At 59.3% G+C, this 21,408-nt stretch carries 23 protein-coding genes and 2 tRNA genes; 15 read left to right on the top strand and 10 right to left on the bottom strand.

The genetic code is table 11. The annotated features are described in order from the left end of the window. Nucleotides 1-14: 14 nt before the first annotated feature. Together WDB86_RS05120 and WDB86_RS05125 are read right to left on the bottom strand one after the other, a co-directional pair. The gene (locus WDB86_RS05120; RefSeq protein WP_339106997.1) at nt 15-362 is read right to left on the bottom strand and encodes a RidA family protein; all 348 of its coding nucleotides are present in this window, start codon (nt 360-362) and stop codon (nt 15-17) included. Nucleotides 363-1,100: 738 nt separating this feature from the next. Continuing rightward, nucleotides 1,101-1,176 (bottom strand) — tRNA-Ile (locus WDB86_RS05125). Between the two features lie 136 nt (nt 1,177-1,312). On the opposite strand from WDB86_RS05125, the gene purM reads away from it, so the two are divergent. The 5 genes from purM to WDB86_RS05150 all read left to right on the top strand — a co-directional run bounded on the left by purM (nt 1,313) and on the right by WDB86_RS05150 (nt 5,023). Then, a complete protein-coding gene (purM, locus tag WDB86_RS05130) occupies nt 1,313-2,359 on the top strand; it encodes a phosphoribosylformylglycinamidine cyclo-ligase (RefSeq protein ID WP_406720558.1) in 1,047 nt (348 codons plus the stop codon). After that, nucleotides 2,356-2,943 carry a phosphoribosylglycinamide formyltransferase gene (gene purN, locus WDB86_RS05135; RefSeq protein WP_339106995.1) on the top strand — a complete coding sequence of 196 codons (588 nt, stop codon included), beginning with the start codon at nt 2,356-2,358 and terminating at the stop codon, nt 2,941-2,943. The genes purM and purN overlap by 4 nt, the downstream gene beginning before the upstream one ends. Before the next feature lie 151 nt (nt 2,944-3,094). Beyond that, nucleotides 3,095-3,613 (top strand): hypothetical protein, encoded by a 519-nt coding sequence (locus tag WDB86_RS05140; RefSeq protein ID WP_406736803.1) that lies wholly within the window; start codon nt 3,095-3,097, stop codon nt 3,611-3,613. Between the two features lie 151 nt (nt 3,614-3,764). After that, nucleotides 3,765-4,874 carry an NADH:flavin oxidoreductase gene (locus WDB86_RS05145; protein ID WP_406736804.1) on the top strand — a complete coding sequence of 370 codons (1,110 nt, stop codon included), beginning with the start codon at nt 3,765-3,767 and terminating at the stop codon, nt 4,872-4,874. 75 nt (nt 4,875-4,949) lie between these two features. After that, a tRNA-Gly gene (locus WDB86_RS05150) sits at nt 4,950-5,023 on the top strand. A gap of 102 nt (nt 5,024-5,125) precedes the next feature. Here WDB86_RS05150 and WDB86_RS05155 read toward each other — a convergent pair. The 4 genes from WDB86_RS05155 to WDB86_RS05170 all read right to left on the bottom strand — a co-directional run bounded on the left by WDB86_RS05155 (nt 5,126) and on the right by WDB86_RS05170 (nt 7,596). After that, the gene (locus WDB86_RS05155) at nt 5,126-5,632 is read right to left on the bottom strand and encodes a DoxX family protein (RefSeq protein ID WP_406736805.1); all 507 of its coding nucleotides are present in this window, start codon (nt 5,630-5,632) and stop codon (nt 5,126-5,128) included. After that, the gene (locus WDB86_RS05160; protein WP_406736806.1) at nt 5,629-6,381 is read right to left on the bottom strand and encodes a putative DNA-binding domain-containing protein; all 753 of its coding nucleotides are present in this window, start codon (nt 6,379-6,381) and stop codon (nt 5,629-5,631) included. The genes WDB86_RS05155 and WDB86_RS05160 overlap by 4 nt, the downstream gene beginning before the upstream one ends. Further along, complete coding sequence (locus WDB86_RS05165) at nt 6,378-7,229, bottom strand: DUF692 domain-containing protein (protein ID WP_406720552.1); 852 nt, start codon at nt 7,227-7,229, stop codon at nt 6,378-6,380. Before WDB86_RS05165 ends, WDB86_RS05160 begins: the two co-directional genes overlap by 4 nt. 61 nt (nt 7,230-7,290) lie before the next feature. After that, nucleotides 7,291-7,596, bottom strand: coding sequence for a DUF2282 domain-containing protein (locus tag WDB86_RS05170; protein WP_339106989.1), 306 nt, complete (start codon nt 7,594-7,596; stop codon nt 7,291-7,293). A gap of 224 nt (nt 7,597-7,820) precedes the next feature. On the opposite strand from WDB86_RS05170, the gene WDB86_RS05175 reads away from it, so the two are divergent. From WDB86_RS05175 to WDB86_RS05210, 8 genes are all read left to right on the top strand, one after another. Beyond that, entirely contained in the window at nt 7,821-8,375 is a 555-nt protein-coding gene (locus WDB86_RS05175; RefSeq protein WP_406736807.1) for a sigma-70 family RNA polymerase sigma factor, read from the top strand. Then, on the top strand, nt 8,357-8,959 hold the full coding sequence (locus WDB86_RS05180; RefSeq protein WP_339106987.1) for a DUF1109 domain-containing protein: 603 nt from the start codon (nt 8,357-8,359) through the stop codon (nt 8,957-8,959). The genes WDB86_RS05175 and WDB86_RS05180 overlap by 19 nt, the downstream gene beginning before the upstream one ends. A gap of 545 nt (nt 8,960-9,504) precedes the next feature. Beyond that, nucleotides 9,505-10,605: a PotD/PotF family extracellular solute-binding protein gene (locus tag WDB86_RS05185; protein WP_406736808.1), complete on the top strand. Its 1,101-nt coding sequence runs from the start codon at nt 9,505-9,507 to the stop codon at nt 10,603-10,605. A 24-nt stretch (nt 10,606-10,629) separates the two neighbouring features. Further along, nucleotides 10,630-11,481: an ABC transporter permease gene (locus WDB86_RS05190; RefSeq protein ID WP_406736809.1), complete on the top strand. Its 852-nt coding sequence runs from the start codon at nt 10,630-10,632 to the stop codon at nt 11,479-11,481. Beyond that, nucleotides 11,478-12,323 carry an ABC transporter permease gene (locus WDB86_RS05195; protein WP_406736810.1) on the top strand — a complete coding sequence of 282 codons (846 nt, stop codon included), beginning with the start codon at nt 11,478-11,480 and terminating at the stop codon, nt 12,321-12,323. Before WDB86_RS05190 ends, WDB86_RS05195 begins: the two co-directional genes overlap by 4 nt. Nucleotides 12,324-12,334: 11 nt before the next feature. Continuing rightward, nucleotides 12,335-13,375, top strand: a complete 1,041-nt coding sequence (locus WDB86_RS05200) for an ABC transporter ATP-binding protein (RefSeq protein WP_406736811.1) — start codon at nt 12,335-12,337, stop codon at nt 13,373-13,375. An 84-nt stretch (nt 13,376-13,459) separates the two neighbouring features. After that, nucleotides 13,460-13,810: a recombinase family protein gene (locus tag WDB86_RS05205; RefSeq protein WP_406736812.1), complete on the top strand. Its 351-nt coding sequence runs from the start codon at nt 13,460-13,462 to the stop codon at nt 13,808-13,810. Nucleotides 13,811-15,071: 1,261 nt separating this feature from the next. Further along, nucleotides 15,072-15,803, top strand: a complete 732-nt coding sequence (locus tag WDB86_RS05210) for a hypothetical protein (protein ID WP_406736813.1) — start codon at nt 15,072-15,074, stop codon at nt 15,801-15,803. A 438-nt stretch (nt 15,804-16,241) separates the two neighbouring features. On the opposite strand, the gene WDB86_RS05215 is transcribed toward WDB86_RS05210, so the two are convergent. Then, entirely contained in the window at nt 16,242-16,625 is a 384-nt protein-coding gene (locus WDB86_RS05215) for an IS66 family transposase zinc-finger binding domain-containing protein (RefSeq protein ID WP_406736814.1), read from the bottom strand. Here WDB86_RS05215 and WDB86_RS05220 point away from each other — a divergent pair. After that, on the top strand, nt 16,536-16,838 hold the full coding sequence (locus tag WDB86_RS05220; RefSeq protein WP_406737072.1) for a hypothetical protein: 303 nt from the start codon (nt 16,536-16,538) through the stop codon (nt 16,836-16,838). The two genes, WDB86_RS05215 and WDB86_RS05220, sit on opposite strands and share 90 nt — an antisense overlap. Nucleotides 16,839-17,284: 446 nt before the next feature. On the opposite strand, the gene WDB86_RS05225 is transcribed toward WDB86_RS05220, so the two are convergent. From WDB86_RS05225 to WDB86_RS05235, 3 genes are all read right to left on the bottom strand, one after another. Next, entirely contained in the window at nt 17,285-18,067 is a 783-nt protein-coding gene (locus WDB86_RS05225) for a hypothetical protein (RefSeq protein WP_406736815.1), read from the bottom strand. 10 nt (nt 18,068-18,077) lie between these two features. After that, entirely contained in the window at nt 18,078-20,102 is a 2,025-nt protein-coding gene (locus tag WDB86_RS05230) for a hypothetical protein (protein WP_406736816.1), read from the bottom strand. A 208-nt stretch (nt 20,103-20,310) separates the two neighbouring features. Further along, nucleotides 20,311-20,571, bottom strand: coding sequence for a hypothetical protein (locus WDB86_RS05235; protein WP_406736817.1), 261 nt, complete (start codon nt 20,569-20,571; stop codon nt 20,311-20,313). A gap of 84 nt (nt 20,572-20,655) precedes the next feature. Here WDB86_RS05235 and WDB86_RS05240 point away from each other — a divergent pair, with 84 nt between their 5' ends. Further along, nucleotides 20,656-21,369, top strand: a complete 714-nt coding sequence (locus WDB86_RS05240) for a helix-turn-helix transcriptional regulator (RefSeq protein ID WP_406736818.1) — start codon at nt 20,656-20,658, stop codon at nt 21,367-21,369. Nucleotides 21,370-21,408: the final 39 nt, after the last annotated feature.

Below are 21,408 nucleotides of genomic sequence, written 5' to 3' on the forward strand. Positions count from 1 at the left end.
CTTGGATGCCGCGCTTATTTTACCGCAGCCACCACGATCACCTCGACCAGATAGTCCGGCGCGGCCAGTTTCGATTCGCCAGTCGCCCGAGCGGGGGCGTGGCCTGCCGCGACCCATGCATCCCATACGGCATTCATTTCGGCAAAATCGGCCATATCGGCCAGCCAGATCTGCGCGCTCAGGATATGCTCCTTGTCCGAACCGGCTTCGGCCAGCAGACGGTCAACCTCGGCCAGCGCGTCGCGGGTCTGATCCGCAACCGATTTACCGGGCGTCCCCACCTGACCGGCCAGATAGACGGTGCCATTATGGACGACGGCGGCGCTCATACGCGCACCACATTCGATACGTTTGATCGTCATTGATCTGTCCCTTCCACTGTTGTGACAAGACAGGCCGATAGCCTGTTCCCCCCGCCATTTCCAGCGGCAATAACGCCAGCGCCCCGCGCCCTGTCGCTGTAAGAAGAGGACGCCCTGTCCAAGCCGCCAATCCGCAGCGGTACGGCCGTTTCCATAGATCAGCCGCCTTGCGCACAGCCTATGGACAAACCCCGAGACCCGCGCCAGAATCGGAACAGACGGGCCAAAGCGGCTCTTTTGCCAGACGCTGTGAAGCCCTTCCATATCCGGAAGAACCGCAACCGATAGCATCTGGCCCTGTCAATGCTGGCACAGCGGAGCACCTCGATCCCAGATCCGGTCAATCCGGCTGTGCCTTCCGGCATCTCTCCCCCTCGAAAGCGCATCGCACGTATCAAGAGACAAGCGCGGGTTGGTAACCGGCGCTTTGCCCCCCCCTCTCATCCAAGGCATCCGCCCTGAACGCCGGCAAAACGCAAACCTCCGAGACAGCACAGCATCAATCGTATAGCGGCGCAGCTTCAGCCGAAGCTGTTCAGCTAGCGCCCTATGAGACGCGTTGCGGCCAGCAAGGGTCACTCTCCGCGCTCATTTGCGTTCGGGACAGGGACCAGGTATCGATATCTTGAGACATTGCGTCGATCGCGACACTTCACGCGGTTGGGTTGCCCATAGTGTCTACAGTTTGGTCGCTTATCGCTCCAAATCCGCATTCTTATGATCCAAAGATAGTCAAGCTGGTAGGCCCGGAGGGATTTGAACCCCCAACCAAGGCGTTATGAGCGCCCTGCTCTAACCGTTGAGCTACAGGCCCACCATTGCGGCATTCATTATCACAGTCGCGGGCGGGGTCAAGAAATCTTGGTCCGATCATGCAGGCTGTGATTGCCGCGCGGGCTTGCATGCGCTAATGGCAGGGCAAAGAAATTTCCCAAGGAGCGCGGGGGCCCATGAGCGAAAAAACGAACGGTCTGACCTATGCCGATGCTGGCGTCGATATCGATGCGGGCAACGAACTGGTCGAACGCATCAAACCGGCGGCAAAGCGGACCGCGCGTTCGGGCACCGTCTCGGGCTTGGGCGGCTTTGGCGCTTTGTTCGACCTGAAGGCTGCAGGCTATAACGATCCGGTGCTAGTGGCCGCGACCGATGGCGTGGGCACCAAGCTGCGCATCGCGATTGACACCGGCAATGTCGATACGATCGGCATCGACCTTGTGGCCATGTGCGTGAACGACCTCGTGTGCCAAGGCGCCGAGCCTTTGTTCTTCTTGGATTATTTTGCAACCGGCAAGCTTGAGCTGGATCCTGCGACCCGCATCATCAACGGCATTGCCGAGGGCTGTGCGCAATCGGGTTGTGCGCTGATCGGCGGCGAGACCGCCGAGATGCCGGGCATGTATCACAAGGGTGATTTCGACCTTGCGGGCTTTGCCGTGGGCGCGATGGAGCGTGGCACCCTGCTGCCCGAGGGCGTTGAGGAAGGCGATATCCTGCTGGGTCTTGGCTCGAATGGGGTGCATTCCAACGGCTATTCCTTCGTGCGGAAGGTCGTCGAGATGTCCGGCCTTGGCTGGGATGCCGATTGCCCTTGGGCGGAAGGCACTCTGGGCGAGGCTCTGCTGGCGCCGACTCGCCTTTATGTGACCCAGTGCCTCAAGGCCTTCCGCGCAGGTGGCGTGCATGCGCTGGCCCATATCACCGGCGGTGGCCTGACCGAAAACCTGCCGCGTGTTCTGCCCGAGGGGCTGGGGGCCGAGATCGATCTGGACGCTTGGGAGCTTCCGGGCGTGTTCCGCTGGCTGGCCGAGACCGCCAAGATGGATGAACCCGAGCTGCTGAAGACCTTCAACTCGGGCATCGGCATGATCGTCGTGGTGGCCAAAGACCGCGCAGAGGCGCTGACCGAACTGCTGCGCGCCGAGGGCGAGACCGTGACGCAGATCGGCACGATCACCTCTGGCAAGGGGGTTGCCTATAAGGGCAAGCTTCTGTGAAACGCGTCGCGATCCTGATTTCGGGGGGCGGGTCCAATATGGTCCGCCTTGTCGAGGCCATGCAGGCCGAAGGCTTTGCCGAGCCGGTGCTTGTGGCATCCAATGATGCGCAGGCGGGCGGTCTGCTGAAGGCGGCGGCTATGGGCGTGCCGACAGCGGCCATTGATCACCGTCCCTTCGGGCGGGACAGGGCTGCCTTTGAGGCCGAGCTTCTCAAGCCTATTCTGGCGTCCAAGCCCGATATCCTGTGTCTTGCAGGCTTCATGCGTGTGCTGACGCCCGAGTTTGTCGAGCATTTTGCGGGGCGGATGCTGAATATCCACCCCTCGCTTTTGCCGAAATATCCGGGGCTGCATACCCATCAGCGCGCGATCGAGGCGGGCGATACCGAAGCCGGTTGCACCGTGCACGAGGTAACGCCAGTTCTGGATGACGGCCCGATTTTGGGACAGGCCCGTGTGCCGGTGATCGCAGGCGATACCGCCGAGACACTGGCCGCGCGGGTGCTGGTGCAGGAGCACAAGCTATATCCTGCGGTGCTCAAGCGTTATGTCGCAGGTGACCGCAGCCTTCTGGAACTTTAATCGAAACCCGGCCTCTGGTCGGGTTTCTTCATAAAATCTTGCTATGACATTTAAGACAGATTTTCCCAGAAAGCGTGCCATTCCCCCCGATATCAGACGGGGCGTACAACGACATAGGACGCAGCACATTTCAGGCCCCATTTCAGGCCCCGTGTCCGGCATCTGGCGGGCGCTTCGCTCGCTGCTGACAACGGTGATGATGGGGCTCGGGGTGATTTCGGCCCTGCTCATGCTTGCGTTTCTCACCGTTGATGATCCAGAAATCCCGCGTTTCAGCGTAATGGCAGCCCTCGCGGTTATGTCTGCGGTGTTTCTGACCTCGGCCACGATCATGGCGCGGTCGGCAGCTTGGCGTGGCCATGCGATGCCGGTATCGCATAGACGGAACCGTTGGCTTCACTTTGGTGGTTTGGGTGCGGGGACGATCCTCAATGGTCTTGGGATTCCGATCATCGTGGGGGCCAAAGAGCTTGGTCCGTTCTGGGCCCCTCCGGTAACCGGCTTTGGCGTTTGTCTGCTTGTGGCGGATGTCGCGATCCTGTTCAGCTCTATCCTGCTATCGCTCTATTTCCTCAGGTTTGGTGTGTGGCGCGGGGCAACCGCCTTTCTCTTCGGCTCGGTCATCGGCTGGGTCGGCGGAGCGATACAGGCGGAGCTATTCTTCCGCTAGGTTTTCCCTCGGGGCCACTTTGCACGTGCAGCATCGCGCAGGGACGCCGCGATATGTGCAGCCGCACAATCTTGTCTGCCAGTGCTTCGTTCATATCTGCCCAACAGACCGCAGCAAACGGCCTGATACGCGCCGACCGAGGAGTGACCCAATGACCAGTACCGACGTTCTTTTCCGCCCTTTCTCCATCAAGGGGCTCACGCTGAAAAACCGCATCGTGATGGCTCCGATGACACGGAATATGGCCCCCGCTGGCGTGCCCAATGCCGATAACGCGGCCTATTACGCGCGCCGCGCCGCCCATGATGTCGGGCTGATCCTGACCGAAGGCACGGTGATCGACCGTCCCGCATCGCGCAATCTCCCCGATATCCCGTTCTTTCACGGCAAGGAGGCCCTTGCAGGCTGGAAAGCGGTGGCCGATGTTGTGCATGAAAACGGCGGCAGGATCGCACCGCAGATCTGGCATACCGGCTCGACCCGCAGCGGCGATTGGGCACCGGAGGCCAAGGTCGAAAGCCCTTCGGCGCTGGTGGGTCCCGATGATCCGCGCGGGGTGGCAATGTCCGAGGCCGATATTCGGGCCACCATCGACGCCTTCGGCAAGGCTGCAGGGGATGCCAAGGCCAACGGGTTCGACACCGTCGAGATCCACGGCGCGCATGGCTACCTGATCGACCAGTTCTTCTGGGCCGCAACGAATAAGCGGACCGATGCTTGGGGGGGCGCGACCCTGCCGGAACGGTCCCGCTTTGCGGTCGAGGTGGTCAAGGCTGTCCGTGCCGCGGTCGGCCCCGATTTTCCGGTGATCTTGCGCCTGAGCCAGTGGAAACAACAGGATTACGCCGCCAAACTGGCCAAAACGCCCGCCGAGATGGAGGCATGGCTAATGCCACTCAAGGAGGCGGGCGTCGATATCTTCCACTGCTCGCAGCGCCGTTTCTGGGAACCGGAATTCCCCGAAATCGATGGCGCGCAGGGCCTGAACTTTGCCGGTTGGGCCAAGAAAATCACCGGTGCCCCGACGATCTCTGTCGGTTCGGTCGGGCTGTCGGGCGAATTTCTTGCCGCCTTCGGGGGCGAGGGATCGCATGTCACGTCACTCGACAATCTGCTGGAGCGCATGTCCAAAGACGAGTTCGACCTGATTGCGGTGGGCCGCGCCCTGTTGTCGGACCCGCAATGGGTCACCAAGGTCAAGCAAGGCCGCATGGACGATCTAAAGGGCTTTGATGCGAAAGACCTCGCGACGCTGTCGTAACGAAAATCGGTGCGTCAGGTGCTTTGTGCGCTTGACGCGCCAGACCGGAGCAAGTAACTGTGCGCCCACATCTTCGCGGGTGTAGTTCAATGGTAGAACGGCAGCTTCCCAAGCTGCATACGAGGGTTCGATTCCCTTCACCCGCTCCAATCCCCTCTTCCCTTCCTGTGATCCATCGGCTCCGGCATGGCTGGCCTGTTGCGACGTCTCGGACGTGATGCGGTGCACGCAGCCGAAGTCTCGGCCCTTGCTTACCGGACCCTGGCGCGCGATATCCAGCGGTCCAGCGACAGATATCCCCCACCCGAGAGCACAAGCCCCGCCAGAAGCCCCACCCAGAGGGCGCGCTGATCAAGCACCCCATCCGAAAAACGGTCGAACCATGTGCCGAGCGTATCGGCCGTGACACCGTGGCCGAAGATATCGGTCAGCGTCATCACCAGAATGAAGCCGATCATGGCCAGCGCCGAAAGGCGTGTGGCCAGCCCCGCCACCAGCAGCGCGGGAAGCACAAGCTCTGCCACGCTTCCCGCAAGCACCACTGGCAGGGCATAGAATGGCAGGGCCGCACTATCATAGCCCACAGCCTCCATCTGGCGGGGGAAGATCTGCACGAAAGCCCCCGCAGACACACCCAGCCCGTCGAATTTGGTCAGGGCGGAAGACCAGAAATATCCTGCCAGCACGGCGGCAAAGACCACCCGGCCCGAAAGGCCGGATAGGGCCAGAAGACGTTCGGACGTATTCGGTTTCGTCATCGCACAGCTTCCTTTCCGGACCAAAGCAGCGCCCCCATTTCCAATAGTCCCGAGAGCACCTCCTGCGGTGCGGAAAGGGCCGCCAAAGCCTGCTCCGGTGTCGCCCCTGCCCGCAAAGCCGCCACACATTGCGCGGTGCCTTCGGCTGCGGCACAGATCCGCACGGCTTCGCTGGGCCGCGTGACAAGCACCTCTCCGGCAGGCGCATGGGCCAGATCGGGCCTGTCGCTGTTCTGGGCCCAGATCGCAAGGGCCGGAAACCGCGTCTTGACCAGCGCGACCGCCGGATGCAGGCCCAGCCCTGCCAAAGCGGCCTCGGGGCGACGCCGGAGTTCTGCCAGATCCAGCGGCGACGCATCTGCGGCATGGGCCACGTGACGCAAGGCCAGTTCGATACGCGCCACCTCGGGCAGATAGGGCAGATGGGCAACCGGCCCGAACCCTGCAAGCCAATCGGGAAAGGCCAGCCCATACCCTGCAAGAACCGGCGTATCCGGCGGATGCAGAACGACAAATTCCCGCGCCATCGCCAGAAAGAACCGCGTGCCCAATAACCGGTCTATCACTGGAAACCCCGCACGCAGGGCCTCTGTCAACGCAACGGTGACGTTATTGCGATATACGGCCATACGGCGCAGCGCCTCTTGCGGTGTGTGACGGCTGTTCGGCCCTGCGGCCAGTACATCCCCTGCGGCCAGTGCCCCCCCTGCGGACAGTGCCGCATGCGCGAAATCCGCCTGAAAGCTCATGCCAGCACCTGCGGCATGTCCAAAATCGCTGCCGCCCGTGCCGCCTCGGCCTCGAGGGTCGGGAAATCGGGCACATGATTGTCCCATTCGATCAGGGTCGGGCATGGCCCGATACGTGCGATCACCCGCTCATACAAAGCCCAGACCGGCTCTGCGACCGGCCTGCCATGCGTGTCGATCAATAGCGGCGCGCCCTCCGAGGGATCGGCCTCATGACCGGCCAGATGGATTTCCCCCACGCATTCCAGCGGATAGCTATCGATATAGGCGTCAATCGACAGCCCCAGATTCACGCAGGAAACAAACACGTTATTCACATCCAGAAGCATGCCGCAGCCGGTACGCTCGGCAATCGCCCGCAAGAAATCCGTCTCGCGCATGCGGCTTTCGGCGAGGCTCAGATAGCTGGACGGATTTTCCAGCAGCATCCGCCGACCAAGGCTTTGCTGGACCTGATCGATATGGGCACAGATCCGCTCAAGGCTGGCCTCCGTATAGGGCAAGGGCAGCAGATCGCTCAGATAGGCCCCCTGATGTGTGGACCACGCAAGATGCTCGGAAAACTGTGCAGGCCGCACCCAGTCGATCAATGCGCGCAACCGCGCCAGATGGGTCCGGTCCAGCGGGTCTTCCCCACCGATCGACAAGCCGACCCCATGCAGGGAAAGCGGAAACCGCGTTGCCAGATCCGCCAGCATCGCACGGCGCGGACCGCCCTCGACCATATAGTTCTCGGCATGCACCTCAAGCCAGCGCACGGCCCCCGGCCTGTCAAGTGCAGCGTAATGTTGCGATTTGAAACCGATCCCTGCTGCTGCGGGAAGCGTTGAAACTCCGGAAACCGTCATAGGACACCTCTGCCAGTCAGAAAAACCGGCGCGCGACCGGTGATCGCGCGCCAGAGGGCCGTTACATCTTGGGCAGATCGCGCTCGAGCGGGGTCAGCGAGCCCATACGCGCGGTGCCATCTGCCATAGCGGGCAAATCGACCTTCATGCAGGTTCCTGCGGGCACCAGCGACCACGCATTGCCCTGATAATCCACCTTCGAGGTGCCGGCACAGGTGGTGCCCGGCCCTGCGGCACAGCCATTTTCACCGGCCATTGCCACGCCGTAGCATTTCTCCTGCCCTGCGGCATGGGCCGGAAGCGCAAGGCTGGCAAGGCTTGCGGTCAGAATAGAGGCCAGAGCAAAGGCGGGTTTGGATTGCGACATCTGAAAACTCCTGAATGGGTTGGGCAGATCACGGTGTCTGCATCAGGGTCTTCGTGCGCCGGAGGCAGAATGTTACACGGATCCCGCAGGCTCGCGTTTCTGTGATCGGGTTGCCGGAAACATCCCCACATGGTCCGGCAGCGTGATCCCCAACCGAAAACCGAAAAGATGTTTTTTTACGGATCTGCCTGTAACATCGCGTCTGGAGTGCCCGTATACAGATCATGACCAACGCGGATTTCGAAATCGAGACATTGATGCGGCAGGGGCTTGCAGGAGATCGCAAGGCCTATTCTGCCTGCCTGTCAAAACTTGTTCCGCGCATGCGGGCCATGGCACATACGGATCTTCCCCCTGCCCTACGTCATATGGCGGAAGATGTCGTTCAGGAAGCGCTGCTGGCGATCCATCTCAAACGCGGCAGCTGGGACCAGACACGCGCGCTGCTCCCTTGGGTGCGCATCATCGTCAAACGCAAGGCAATCGATATGTTGCGCAGCCGGCCAAGGGCCAGCCACGAACCGATCGAAGACCACGAGAACCTGCATGGCCAGACCGCCGATCCGCTGGAAGCGCTGCATCTGGAACAGGCGCTGGAACGGCTGCCCCATCGCGACGCCTCGCTCTTGCGCGATCACGCGTTCGGTTCGGAAGAGCCCGAAAGCATCGCGCAGAAATTCGGCCTGAGCCCCGGTGCCATGCGTGTGGCCCTGCATCGGGCCTTGCAACGGCTGGCCGAGGCCGCAAGAAAGGAAGAGGAATGGAAACCGAGAACCTGATCAAAGCTCTGGCCGCCGATGCGACCGCGCCAGTGACCCCGCATCTCTGGCGACGCCTGTTTCTCGGGGTGATGGCCTCGGGGCTTTTGATGGCGATATTCTGGGGGCCGCGTTCGGGCTGGTCCGAGGCGATCCTTGCACCGGAGGTCGCGCTGAAACAACTGCTGCCACTGGGATTGTCGGGGGTGCTGCTCTGGTCTTTGACCAAACCACTGGAAGCGCGCCGTCGCCCGCTTGCCGGTGCTGTGCTTTTGCTGAGCCTCTGCGCAGGCCTGTGGGGCATCGCGCTCTATGAAGGAGGCAATCTCTGGGGGCGCACATGGTGGCAATGCCTGTTGTCGATCCCTGCTCTGGCACTGCCGATCGGCGGGGTCCTTTTTGCGGGGCTCCGGCACCGGATCGAATATGACAGCACCCGCAGCGGCTTTGTCGCAGGGCTGCTGGCGGGCGCTTTGGCGGCATCGGTCTACGCGATCCATTGCGATGATGACGGGCCCGCATTCTACCTTCTCTGGTATACCGCTGCCATCCTTGCCTGCGGCCTCGCCGGTCGCCTTGCAGGCCGACGCCTGCTCTATCCCTGACGCTCTCCGATACCGCGCGTTCATTGGTCGCAAGAGGACCGTCCTTCCGCCCCCCCTCCCTTAACAGCGCCCTGCTGACAGACCGCCAACCGTCTGCCCCGCGCGCCTCCCCTGTGGCAAAGCGTGGGGCAGACAGAGCCGGATTTCGGGCTCTGTGAATATCGGGACGCCGGACTGTCCGGTCGCGAGCAACAGTGTCCCAAATGAAAGGCGCATTTTTTTCGTGTTTGCGCTGATTGGCACCCACAAATCCGCCGCCCTGCAAAAATTTCATATTAAAATTATGATATAATTGGGAAAAATCACACACCACCCCAAACCGGCACATTGAAACCCTTCTGTTTATTCAAACTTCGCCCACCACACAGGCGCAATTTTTCGTATGTTGCGGCGAAAGCAGGCAGCGTGTTTAATTGTTGTATCATGAGGAAACTTTTGTTTGAAAAGGTGCGGTTTTATTAAACCCGTTCCCTCTCTAGTTCATGGTCCTGTCAAGGCCGCTTCGTGCGTATGCCGCTCCCCTTGGACATGATTAGGAGATCGCAATGACCTACAAACTCAACCGCCGTAAGCTCTTGCTTGCCGGTGCCGGTATTGCCACGACGCTTGCCGCACCCGCCATCGTGCGTGCGGCAGGGAGCCAGAATTTCACCGGCAAGACGCTCAATCTGCTGACATGGTCTGACAATACCGGACTGGCCGTGCTCGACCTGATTGCGAAACCGTTCGAAGAGATGACGGGCGCCAAGGTCATCGCGGACCGGACGGGCAGCACCTCGGAAATGGTGGCTAAACTGCGCGCCACCGGATCAAAACCGGTCTATGACGTCATTACACTGGCCGGGGTCGGCGCGATCACGCTGGCCGATGACGGGCTGCTGGCAAAGCCGGACCTCAACAAGCTGCCCAACCTGCTGGATGTCGATCCGCGCTTCCGCACCGGCGCCGATGGTCACGGGATCGGCTATCTGCTGTGGACCGGCGGGCTGATCTATAACACCAAGACCTTCAAGTCCCCCCCGAAGAGCTATGCCGAGATGTGGGAAGCATCCCACGCCGGACGTGTTTTCCTGCCGCCATCGACCTGGACCGACGCGCTCGACACGATCGTCGCGACCGAAAAGATGCTCGGAGCCAAGATCGCCGATGTCGCCCATGCCGATGCGGCCTTCAAGAAGCTCTCGGATCTGCGCCCCAATCTGCTGACCTTCGGCGAGAACCCGACGCAAATCTCGGAACTGTTCTATGCCGATGCGCTGGATCTTGGCGGTGTCTACGCCCCTGCCTTCTTCGCGAATGAACTGAAAGACCCCGCCAGTTCCAATATGGGCGCGACCTATGACCTGGACGAAGGGTTCTATGCCGATCTGATGTACACGATCATGCCCAAGGTGAAACCGGGCGATGACGAGGTCGTGCACGCCTTCCTCAACTTCACGCTGGACCCCAATGTGCAGGGCCAACTGGCCGAAGCCGTCCTGAACGGTCCGGTCAACACCAAGGCCGTGATGTCGGAAGCGGCCAAGGCCAGCCCCTTCATCATCAAGCCCGAACAGCTGGGCCAGAACGCCGTGGTCGAGGACAAGAACTTCATGGCGCAAGTGCGTGAGGACTGGATCAAGAACTACACACGGGCGTTGGCGTGACGCTTCGGGACAGGTGACGGCACTATGACTTCACGACTGGACTACAAGCCTGCGGTGCTGCTGAGCACACCTGCCTTGGTGGCGATCATGCCGTTTCTGGCGGCCTGCCTCTACGTCCTGCGCTTCTCGTTCTCGGCCGACGAATCGTCCATCGCCGGGTTTTCGGTCAGCTCCTATCAGGGGCTGGCCGATACGTATTTCCTGTCGGCGCTGGGGCTGACCCTGAAGCTGGCCGTGTTCAGCACCGTTCTGGTTCTGGTTCTTGCCGTGCCGCTGGCATTTCTGCTGGCGACCACCCGCAGCCCCTTTCTGCGCCGGATGCTGACAGTGGCGATCCTGCTGCCGATGATCCTGAACCTGCTGATCCAGGCCTATGGGTGGATCATCCTGCTGGGGCCTACCGGTGTTCTCAATACCGTGCTCCGGTCCACGGGGCTCATCACACGTCCGCTTTTCCTGCTGTTCAATGAAACAGGTGTGCTGATCGGGCTGGTGCAAACGGCCCTGCCCTTGGCGGTCTTTCCGATCCTGAGCGCGACCCGTGCGGTTTCGCGCGAATGTCTGGAAGCGGCCGCATCACTTGGGGCCGGACATTGGCGGACATTGTTCGATATCACCCTGCCGGTGCTACGCCCCGGCCTTATCGGTGCCGCCTCCATCGTATTCGCCTTCAACGCGTCGGCCTTTGCGATCCCGCTGCTGCTGGGCGGTCGTCGGGTGCAGATGCTTGGCGTTGTGATCCGCGACATGATCTCGCCGATGTTCAACTGGTCCTCGGCGGCGGCGGCGGGCGTTGTCCTGATCGCGATCACCACTCTGGCGCTGGTTCTGGCAAGCTGGGCGACCAACCGATCCGCCAAAAAGGAGGTGCGATGATGCGCGTGGGGCTGATTCCGAATGAAAAGGGCGGCACCTACCGTCTGGCGATGCTGGCGCTGTCCTGTCTGGGCCTGCTGATCGCGGCCCTGCCTGTGGTGATTGTGGTCATCATGTCTTTTGCCGGATCCAACCGGCCAAGCTTCCCCCCCAGCTCTTACTCGCTGCGCTGGTATGGCGACGTGCTGCACATGCTGACGACAGCGGATGCGAATGGCGGACAATCGGTCGCCCGGGCATTGCAAACCAGCCTGATCGTCGCCTTCGCGGTGATGGTCATTTCGGCCGCCGTCTGCGTGCCTCTTTCGTATGCGATGGCCCGTGGTCCGGCGCGTCTGCGTCAAACGCTCGAAATCCTGTTCACGCTGCCGCTGGTGTTTCCGCTGGTGATGCTGGGGATCGCATTTTTGCTCATGGCCGAAGGCATGAAGCTGGATCTGGGTCTGTGGCGGCTGATCATTCCGCATGTGACGCTGGTTCTGCCCTTCGTGATGCGCAACTGTCAAAGCGCAATGGCGGGCATCGACCCAGAGGTCGAAGAAGCGGCACGTTCGCTTGGGGCCCCCCCCTGGCGCGGATTTCTCGATGTGGTCGTGCCGATGATGCGCCCCGGCATCCTCGCCGGACTGATCTTTGCGCTGATCATCTCGTTCAACGAGTTCACCATCACCTTCTTCATGTACACGATCGACGTCAATACGCTGCCGATCTGGATGTACAGCCGCACCGTGTCGTCGCTTGACCCGTCGGTGCTGGCACTTTCCGTCTTTATTATCCTTGCCGATAGCGCGCTGATCATCCTGACCGACAAGATCGTGGCCGGCAAGGCCAGCCTGTTCTGAAAGGAACCCTGATGTCCGATACCCATCTTCATATCAACGGGATCAACAAGTTCTTTGGCCAGACACAGGCATTGACCGATATCGACCTGAAAGTCGCGCGGGGCGAATTTGTCTGTCTGCTTGGCCCCTCGGGCTGTGGCAAGACGACACTGTTGCGCATCATCGCCGGGTTCGAGGGCGCGTCATCCGGCAGCCTGCAGCTGGACGGAACCGACATCTCGGCACTCAGCCCCGACAAGCGCGGCTTCGGCATGGTCTTCCAGTCGCTGGCACTATTCCCGCATATGAGCGTGGCCGACAACATCGCCTATGGCCTGAAGCTGCGCAAAGCGAGCCGGGCCGAACGCCGGTCACGGGTGGAGGAATTGCTGAACGTGATCCAGCTGCCCCATATCGCCGACCGTCCCGTCTCGGCGCTTTCGGGCGGGCAGCGCCAGCGTGTCGCCATCGCGCGGGCGCTGGCCGTGCGGCCCAAACTGTTCCTGCTCGACGAGCCGCTTTCCGCGCTTGATGCCAAGCTGCGCGATGCGATGCAGGTGGAGCTGCGCCAACTCCAGCGTCAGTTCGGGGTCACCACGATCCTTGTGACACATGATCAGACCGAGGCCATGATGCTGGCGGACAACTTGGTGGTGATGAAAGATGGCGTCATCCGCCAATCCGGAAATCCGAGCAACGTCTATCGGCGACCGGCTGATCCGTTCGTCGCGGATTTTCTGGGCTCGGCCAATATTCTCGACGGTCAGGTCCTCGGAGACGGCGTCTTGCGCCTGATGGGGCATGATCTGGCCGTTCCCGCGCCCTTCCTGCGTGGCAGCAAGGTGCGGGTTGCACTGAGATCCGAAGACATCACTCTACGTCCGGAAACCGGCGGCGTCCTGACCGGCACCGTCGAATTCGCCCGGGATCTCGGACCGCAGACGGAATGGATCATCGCGTCCGGCGGCGACACCCTGCGCGTCAGAACCGGCCGCGAGATTGGTGCGGTTCCCATAGGACAAAAAATCGGCCTCGACTTCTCTGCCGACGCCTTGTCGGTGTTTCCTGCCTGAAAGAGAGAAGACTTCACCTATTCGCGGTGAAGTTTTATGACGGTTTCCTGACCGATCCACCCGCCGCCAAGGCGGTCGGGTTCTATGACTAGCTCCTCGATTGCGAAGGCCCACTCACAGCACAAACGCAAAGCAGGTTACGCGGATCGGCAAGACGGATGGGTCGTGGTACCAGTCTTTGATGACGTCGCAATTAGCGGTGCCATCAAGGACCGCCCCGGCTTTGATGCACTGGTAGAGTTCGTGGCACGCGGGGAATGTGATGTCGTGCTCATCGAGCACCTTGCCCGACGGGATCGGGGTGACGTTCCACACTTCCCCGAGCCCCCCAGTTCCCGGTGGGCCGCTCCGCGCTCGCCTCCGAACCTCCCCCGCTCCCGGGAAGAGCGTAGCGCCTCTACCACTCACAACTGGCGAGGCTGGAGAGCTTGCTGACGGGCTCGGATCAGCGTAAGCGTTGCATCTGAACCCTCCTAAAGGGCTTTATTCCCTTTAGGGGGGACTTTTCTCTATTGTCCTGAGGGGCTATCTTGGCGCTACGCGCCAAGATGAAATGCTGAAAGATGGGAAACTTTCGGCCCAAACCGGCCGTTCACAGCGAAGCGGCCATTCATCGCTTTTGCAGTATTTTATACAAAGCCAGAGCAACGACACGGACCGAGATGCGATAGAACGGCTTCTGAGTTCTATGGATTTTCTCTGTCTGACGAAGTTTCACACCGCGGCGCACCAGCTTGCTGACGCTCGCAAACGAATACGTCAAATGCACTTTGCATGCGATCTGTGCTGATAAGATATATGCCTTCCAACACTGCTAAAAATGCAAGGGTAGAGGCAAAACCATTCCGGTACGCGGAAAGTCGGCTCAATGCGGTGATTAGTGGCACCAATAGACCTAGCAGCGCGATGAAGAATATAAAACTGAATGGCGGCGCGCTTATGGCAAGAATTGCCATCAAAAACACCTCAAAAAACCCATGATGGCACGGGTCCAAAAGGCCAAATTTTGGGCTATCCCTTGATGCTGCCTCCACTCGGCCTTCAAAATGCTTAGCGCCCATGCTGGACCGATAGCTCCCCCGATAATGGTCGTGTTGACGATCTCTGCAGGAATTTTGGGGAGACCAAATAGATAACTTAGCGAATACCCAAGGCTAGCCGCGATTTCATTCCATCCAATGATGGCGGCGTGGACGCCGGAGACGACATCCAACGGGCTGTATGTAGGCAAAGCATAATCAACCGCCGCGAGTAGCCCGATAGCCGCGAGTGCCCCTCTGGAAAAGAGGGATAGCTTAAGCCAAGACAATGCGTTCACCAAATTATCAGAGGGGACCTACGCCGTCCTCCTATGGTGACACAGTCTATCAAGGGCTGGCAAGAGGATGCCGGGGTTCGAAATGGAACTGCCACGGTCCATATCAATGGGTCTGTCCTAATGCCTCGCTTATTGCCGTCGGCCCTTTGCGGAAAATCGAATCTAGCGACGGGCGTGACAGGTCCCGAGCCATAGTTGACTTCTGCACTTGGCACAGTGAACTGCCTCCACCCGTTGCGACAGCTGGTAAGAGTTGATGGGTTTTAACGGTGGTCGCGCACGACGCGACAACGTAAGCACAATATTACTGGTCGGTGTAATGTATAATAGGTAAGGTCTATCGGGTTTGATGATCGCGATGCTGGCGTCGGAGTATCGATGGACAACTGGGCCAAACTTTTAACTGCCGTTGCTGCAGTCCTCAGCGCAGTTGCGTGGCCTTTAGCGCTATTCTTGACAGCTTTACTGTTTAGGGACGCATTACGTTCCGCCATTGAACGCATTCCCTCTATGCTTGATCGTGTAAAAACGGCTTCGATCGCGGGCGTGCAAGTTGAGCTTGAGCGCGTGGCAGATGCGGAAAAGAAAGATAAGGCTGGTAAGGTTACACCAAATCAGAAGGAAGTCGCCGCTCGGATCATGGTTGAGAAAAATGATTTGGGCTCGCAACCGCTTTTGAAAGAATTAGACCGACTGTGTTTGGAGTTTGACCGTCTTCGACGCAATCTCCCCTCGGGTGACATCCGTACGCGCGCAATGACGCGTATCGTGGTTCAGATGCGCTCGCTCTCCCCGAGTCTCTTGGAATTTTTAGATACTTATAAGGGATCTGGCTCACAAGGTAGTCGTCTAGCCGCGGTAGCAATGATGCAAATGGTGCCGGCGTCAGCCGATCCAGAATGGCTTGAACGCAGGTTCACGTCTGACCCACCGTTCATATTCTATCACGCGGCTTTAGCCCTCCAAAACGCTGTGGATAGCACTGATGTTAGTGAAAAGAAGAAGAGAGGGATACGGGAAGCTGTCAGACGCGCACTAGAAATAGTTAAAAGCTTTAATGATACGCCTGACTATTCGACAATCGAAGTACTAGAATCAATAATTTCTTGACCGATATCAACAGCGAATTGTGTGATTAATCTTAACATTTGCAATATCGTAGCTCGCCAAACTTGACCTGCCCGCCAGCAACTCGAGCGGCATAGAAGTGACGACCAAGACCCTCTTCGGACATTCGCGCTGCACGCAGCGAAGGTCAGCTTTCCGCCGATGCTGTTGAAAAAGTCTTTGTTGCGCTGCCGGAAGTCTTTCGTTTCACTCGACTATGAGAGGACGGGAGGATTTCGGCGTTATGGGCAGGCAAGAAGCACCGGCGCAGCTGTTTTACGATTTCGATCTGGAGCGCCAGGTCCCTGCCAATCACATGCTGACCGGCGGTCTTCAACCGCGGCTTCATTGGTGCCAAAAATTTTTCATCCGTGAATTTGGCGGCCGAGCGACAGCCTGAAGCCGTCGCTATTCATCTTCCTTGTCAGGACGATAACGCAATCAAAGTCTATGGGTTAGCAGCATCCTCACCCGCTCCGGCGCTTTCGCCTGGAAAAACGTGCTACATTTTCGACAGCAGTATTTGGGGTAAACCTCTTCAATGACATACACTTCTGCAGGCTTATAGGCGAGCCTCTCGACCCTTTGTTCCCCAGCCAACGAAGCGCCCCAGTTGCACCCGCACTGCGGCCCGTCTTTAGGCTCAATGACGATCGTCTCCCGCCGAAGATGCGCAGGTATTAATACCTGCTGACGCCCGCGCTTGCCACGAGCTTTTTTGAGTTCCGAGTTTTCTTGGGGAGCGTCATTATTCGCACTATCCTCGGCGTCGTCCTCCGGTCCCGCAGCACCGGCATCCTGAACAACGAACTCTACATCGGCCATCAGGTCTGGAACCGGCTCAGCTATCACAAGCATCCGGAGACAGGTCGGCGTGTGATCGCTATATGGCCCACCGAGCTGCCCCGTCCGGAGCGCAACAGCTGGCAGCGCAGCTATCAGGACGGCCGGCGTAAATCGCAGGGCGATGCGGGACCTGTCCGCTATCGCCGCAAGCTGTCGCGCAGCACGCAGCTGGTGACCCTGCCCTCTCCTTAAGTACGTCATTTCAGAAAATCGTTTGCTGCAATTATCCGTGTCCCAGACTGAAAAAGTCCGTGTCGCGCTACAGCTAAGGATCTCAAAACGCTACGCACCGCGCGCGACAGCCTTGTACCCGTACCGGTAACACTGCCACCGGACCTCCCTGCCCACTATCGGCGTTATGTCGACAACCTGTCTTCGATCCTGATGGATGATACAGTTTCGGGGCCTGCGGCGGATGAACTGCATGGCTTGATCGACCGCGTTGTTGTCACTTGTGTAGCGCGACACGGACTTTTTCAGTCTGGGACACGGAGAATTGCAGCAAACGATTTTTTTGATAGGGGGTGTTTAACGCTCCTGATTAGAGCCGTGCATGGGATATGAAAGCGCACATTTAGTTGGTGTTTGCTCGCGCTTATGATGTACGACACCGCTCCGTATTGCGCTGGACACTCCTCTTAAGTTCCGACCGACGGATATCGCGCTTGGCTATAGCGCTCGACGAGATCCCGCAGGTCGGTCCTGAGATGCAGTGCCACCGACCAGACCATCACGTCAGCAATATCACCGCCATTGATCCGTCCAGTAAGGGTGCCCTCTGGCTGGCCCGCAGCGCCGACTACCAGCGTGCTATCGAACGTATTCCGCGTGGCACTGCCAGCGGTGCCGAGCGTGTCAAGCTGGCCGTAGTTTGCGCGCAATCCGTTCTGCTGCGCCACGTCATCATGAGAGGCGATCAGCACGTTGGGCCCCGCCGTCGGCGGTCGCGAATATGACGACGTGTTACCTGCCGTTACACCGCCGATCACGGCATTCAGGATACCGCCAACAGTATGCTGGATCAGCGTCCGGCTTTCGCTGCTGGTGGAGGGATCATCGCCACTGCCGATCACATAGGCGTTCGATGTACCTCCCCTGCCGATCAACACCCACGAGAACGGGCCGGAGGTCGGCTGCGCCCCAACAGCGGCAATTGCGCCTGCAACATTGAATCGTGCGACTGTGCGCCCGTCATATTCCGGCATATCCTGCGGTGTGGGAACTGTGCCGCTGGCGACGGTGAACGCAAGCCCGGTCTTCCTACACTTCCATTGCGTATCGGTGAGGCCGCTATCGCCGCGCAGCCAGTAGAGAAGCTCGGGCTTCGCCATGATGTCCAGCTCGTCTTGCGTCGGAATGATCGACGGCAGCCCCACCGAACCGGGATTGAGATATGGCAGTCTGCGTAGAATCGTGACCATTATGTGATCCTCATTTCAAGTCGAAGGTTTGCGTGCAGGCCCAGTGATAAAGGGCCTGATTGTCGGATGGGTCCGTGGTGAACGGAGCGGCGGACCGGATGCCGGAGCGTCCGCCTGTCAAACGACCGGGGCCGGTCCCTGTCTGTCGAGATGCGACCTGCACCCGAGCACGAGGCCCTGCGGGCGCGGCAGCCAACGTCACCTCAAGGGTGTCACCGCCAGCCACGACGGCGCTGATTGACGTCACCTCCACGGGGCCAGTGCCATCATAAAAATCGATGCCCTTACCCGCCCCCAGATCGGAGACATTCACCAGATCATCGGTATCCTCGACAGCCAGTGGCCGCGTGAACTTCAAGCGGAACACCGTGTCGGAGACCCACCACCCATCCACGACATAAAGGGCCGTCCAATAGGCCCCCCATAGATCGGCCAGCAGTGCATCGCCGATCATCTGTCCCATCTGGCGATAGGTGCGCGGTGCGGGATGGCTGTTATCGCCGGACTGATCCCCGAAATAGATCGGCCCCACCATACGCAGGTCAGGCGTGAGAGCCTGAGCATCCAGCTGGGCGTTTGCGATGCGGGAGACCACGCCTTGCGTTTCGGCATCATCATCCCAGCGGCTTACCTGCGTGAGATACCCCTTGACCCTGTCCGGCTGGCCGGTGATCAGCCGGATATCGTCAGACAGGTCACCGATCCAATTGGCGAGCGCCCGCGCGTAATTCTCGCGCGTCGTGTCCTCGCTGTGATCCTGTTCGCCGTGTATGATTACAACGGCTACGACCGCCAGCTGCCTACCCTCCGCCGTACTGACGGCTTTTGACTGCCGTAGCACCCGCAAAACTTCTGAATAACCTTCCGATCCACGCTTCAGACCGCCCGTTGCGCTGGTCTGCGAACCATAATAAGCCTGCCCGCCCCGCGCGACTGTTTTGAAGATCAAGCGCGGCTTATACCCGAACTGGCTTTCGAATTCGCGCATCATCCGGTCAGCCATCCCGCTGCACACCGTCTCCTTTGCTGCCCCGTCGCCTTGGCGCACCTCGCGCAGGTCCTGAAACTCGGTGACCGCATCAGAGCTATTCCACGGCTGGGCACCTGCCATAAGGGCATATCCGGGATGCTCTGCTACCGTTGTGATGGGCTGATCCGAGGCGACCGACGTCGAGCCGTTCGCAAGGCTCTGGCCGACGACGAGGATCATTCTGTCAGTCGCAGACCCATCCGCGGGAGAATGCAGACCCGTCACCGGATTATAGGATAGATCACGATCCCAGTCGGATGGAGCGCCGCCCGCATCCGACACGCGAACGATCTGACCATTGAGCGCCATGTACTGTTCGCCAGAAAAGGTGCGCCCGAAAACAAAGCGGCCGTCGGCGTCATGATCGACAGTTTGGAAATCGCCGATATCCGGAACTGGATATGGCACACCATCCAGCACCACTTCGCCTGACAGAGGATCGCGATAGACCTCGACCAATTCCGTGACAGTGCCATTCAAGGCCCGCCACCGCCTCCCGTCATTACCAACCCCTTCAACGAAGCGATCATCTGCATCGACACTGTAGTCAATCCAGTAATCGTCGTCAGATGTCACCTGCTGGATATCTGAGATCGAACCTTCCAAGCCAGTCAGTGCGCCCTCCAGACCGGAGATGGTACTGATCGCCTGCGTACCAGAATGATTGGCGCGGTCCTTCGCGGCTGCAATAGCGGCAGCCTGAGCAGCAGTCATCGGAAGATCACCGATACGGGTCCAATCCCCAGCATCAGCAGCCCCATCCTTGCGGTAGATCCCGTTGACGCCATCGGCGTCGCCCCAAACGGATGCCAACGTCCCATCCTTGGGGCTTAGATCAGCCTGAAGCTCCGCCAATGTCTCAAATGCCACGCCACCGAGCTTCTGCCAGATCGTAGCGGCGATCACATCGAACGGCACGCGGGTCGTGGAGCCTGCGCGGTTGCCGAGCACTTCATCCAGCACCGCGCCAACCGGCACACCCGTCGTTTGAACCCCACTTGCCACTGCACATCTCCATCTAGCCGGACAAGCTGATGTTGCATGCAGGGATACGAAAATGCCCCCTGAACTGATTAAGTCCAGATCCTTCGGCGATCCACCGACCGAAGGGAGGGAGACACGGACCGCCATCACAGCACCTCAAGGGCGTGGAACAGGGCGATCCAGATAAGAATGGCCACAAGGCAGCCCAGAAGGATGATGCAGTCCGTCATCAGGCTGCGTCCTTCTTACGGGCAACTCGCGTAGCGCGCGTCGGGCGCTTGATGTCATCGGGCCAATCGAGATCTTCGGGCCAGTTATCCGAAAACCACAAAAGAAGATTATTGGCCCGTTTCAGGGTGCAGGTTTTTCCGTTTTCAAGCTTATCGAAAAACTTCCCATCGTCCGCCGCATAAAGCCCTACCGTCTTCAGAGAGACAGCACGGTGATTGCTGTATTGGCCGGCGATTTTCAAAAGATCGCTCTCTGTCATTGCTCTGCTCCGGTTAACTTACCAAGTAATGTATTGGTTATTTAACCACTTGTCAATCCCGTTGGGTTTGGTTAGTTTACCAGCATGGATGTAGGTGAAGCTTTCCAAAGCGCATTGCGCTCTCGACTAGACGAGCTGAAGCTAAAGCCTTCAGCCGCTGAACTTGCGTATGGCTTGAAGCCAGACACGATCAGAAATGTGCTGAGAGAAAACCAAGGTAAGACTGTTCGACGCCCACGCATCGATACTGCTTATGAGATATGCCAAGCATTGAAGCTCGATTTCTACATAGGCCCAAAGCAAGATGCTCAACCCACCTACATTTCCAATCACGCCGCGATCGAGTTTGCTCATGTTCCAGCCTATGAAGCATCGCTTGCGGCTGGGGATGGCTATGTAAACGCCGATACTGCAAGCGCATCGATGATGGCCTTTCGACGTGATTGGTTGCGAAAAATTGGCGTATCACCTGATCACGCGGTTCTCGCCCGAATAGCCAACGGCGAAACGGGCGAAAGTATGCTCCCATCAATCTGCCCGGGCGACATGGTGCTGATTGATACGGCTCGAAAAGAGATCCCTGCACGCCCGCGCGATTATAAGTCTCGTAAAAGCCCCATCTTTGCCTTCGCAACTGAAGACGGTGCTCGAGTGAAGCGTCTGGCAACCATGGGCGAGATGGTGATTTTAGTCTCCGACAATCCGGATTATCCGCCAGAATTTCTCACGCGAGAAGCCTGGGCGAACGTCAACGTGATTGGGAAGGTCGTCTGGTGGGGCCACACGGCCGAAGAGTAGGCCATCGCAAGATCAAGCGACGACCAAAGAGATTGGAAA

This window comes from Thioclava sp. GXIMD4215 (genome assembly GCF_045291555.1).
Classification (GTDB): Bacteria; Pseudomonadota; Alphaproteobacteria; order Rhodobacterales; family Rhodobacteraceae; genus Thioclava; species Thioclava litoralis.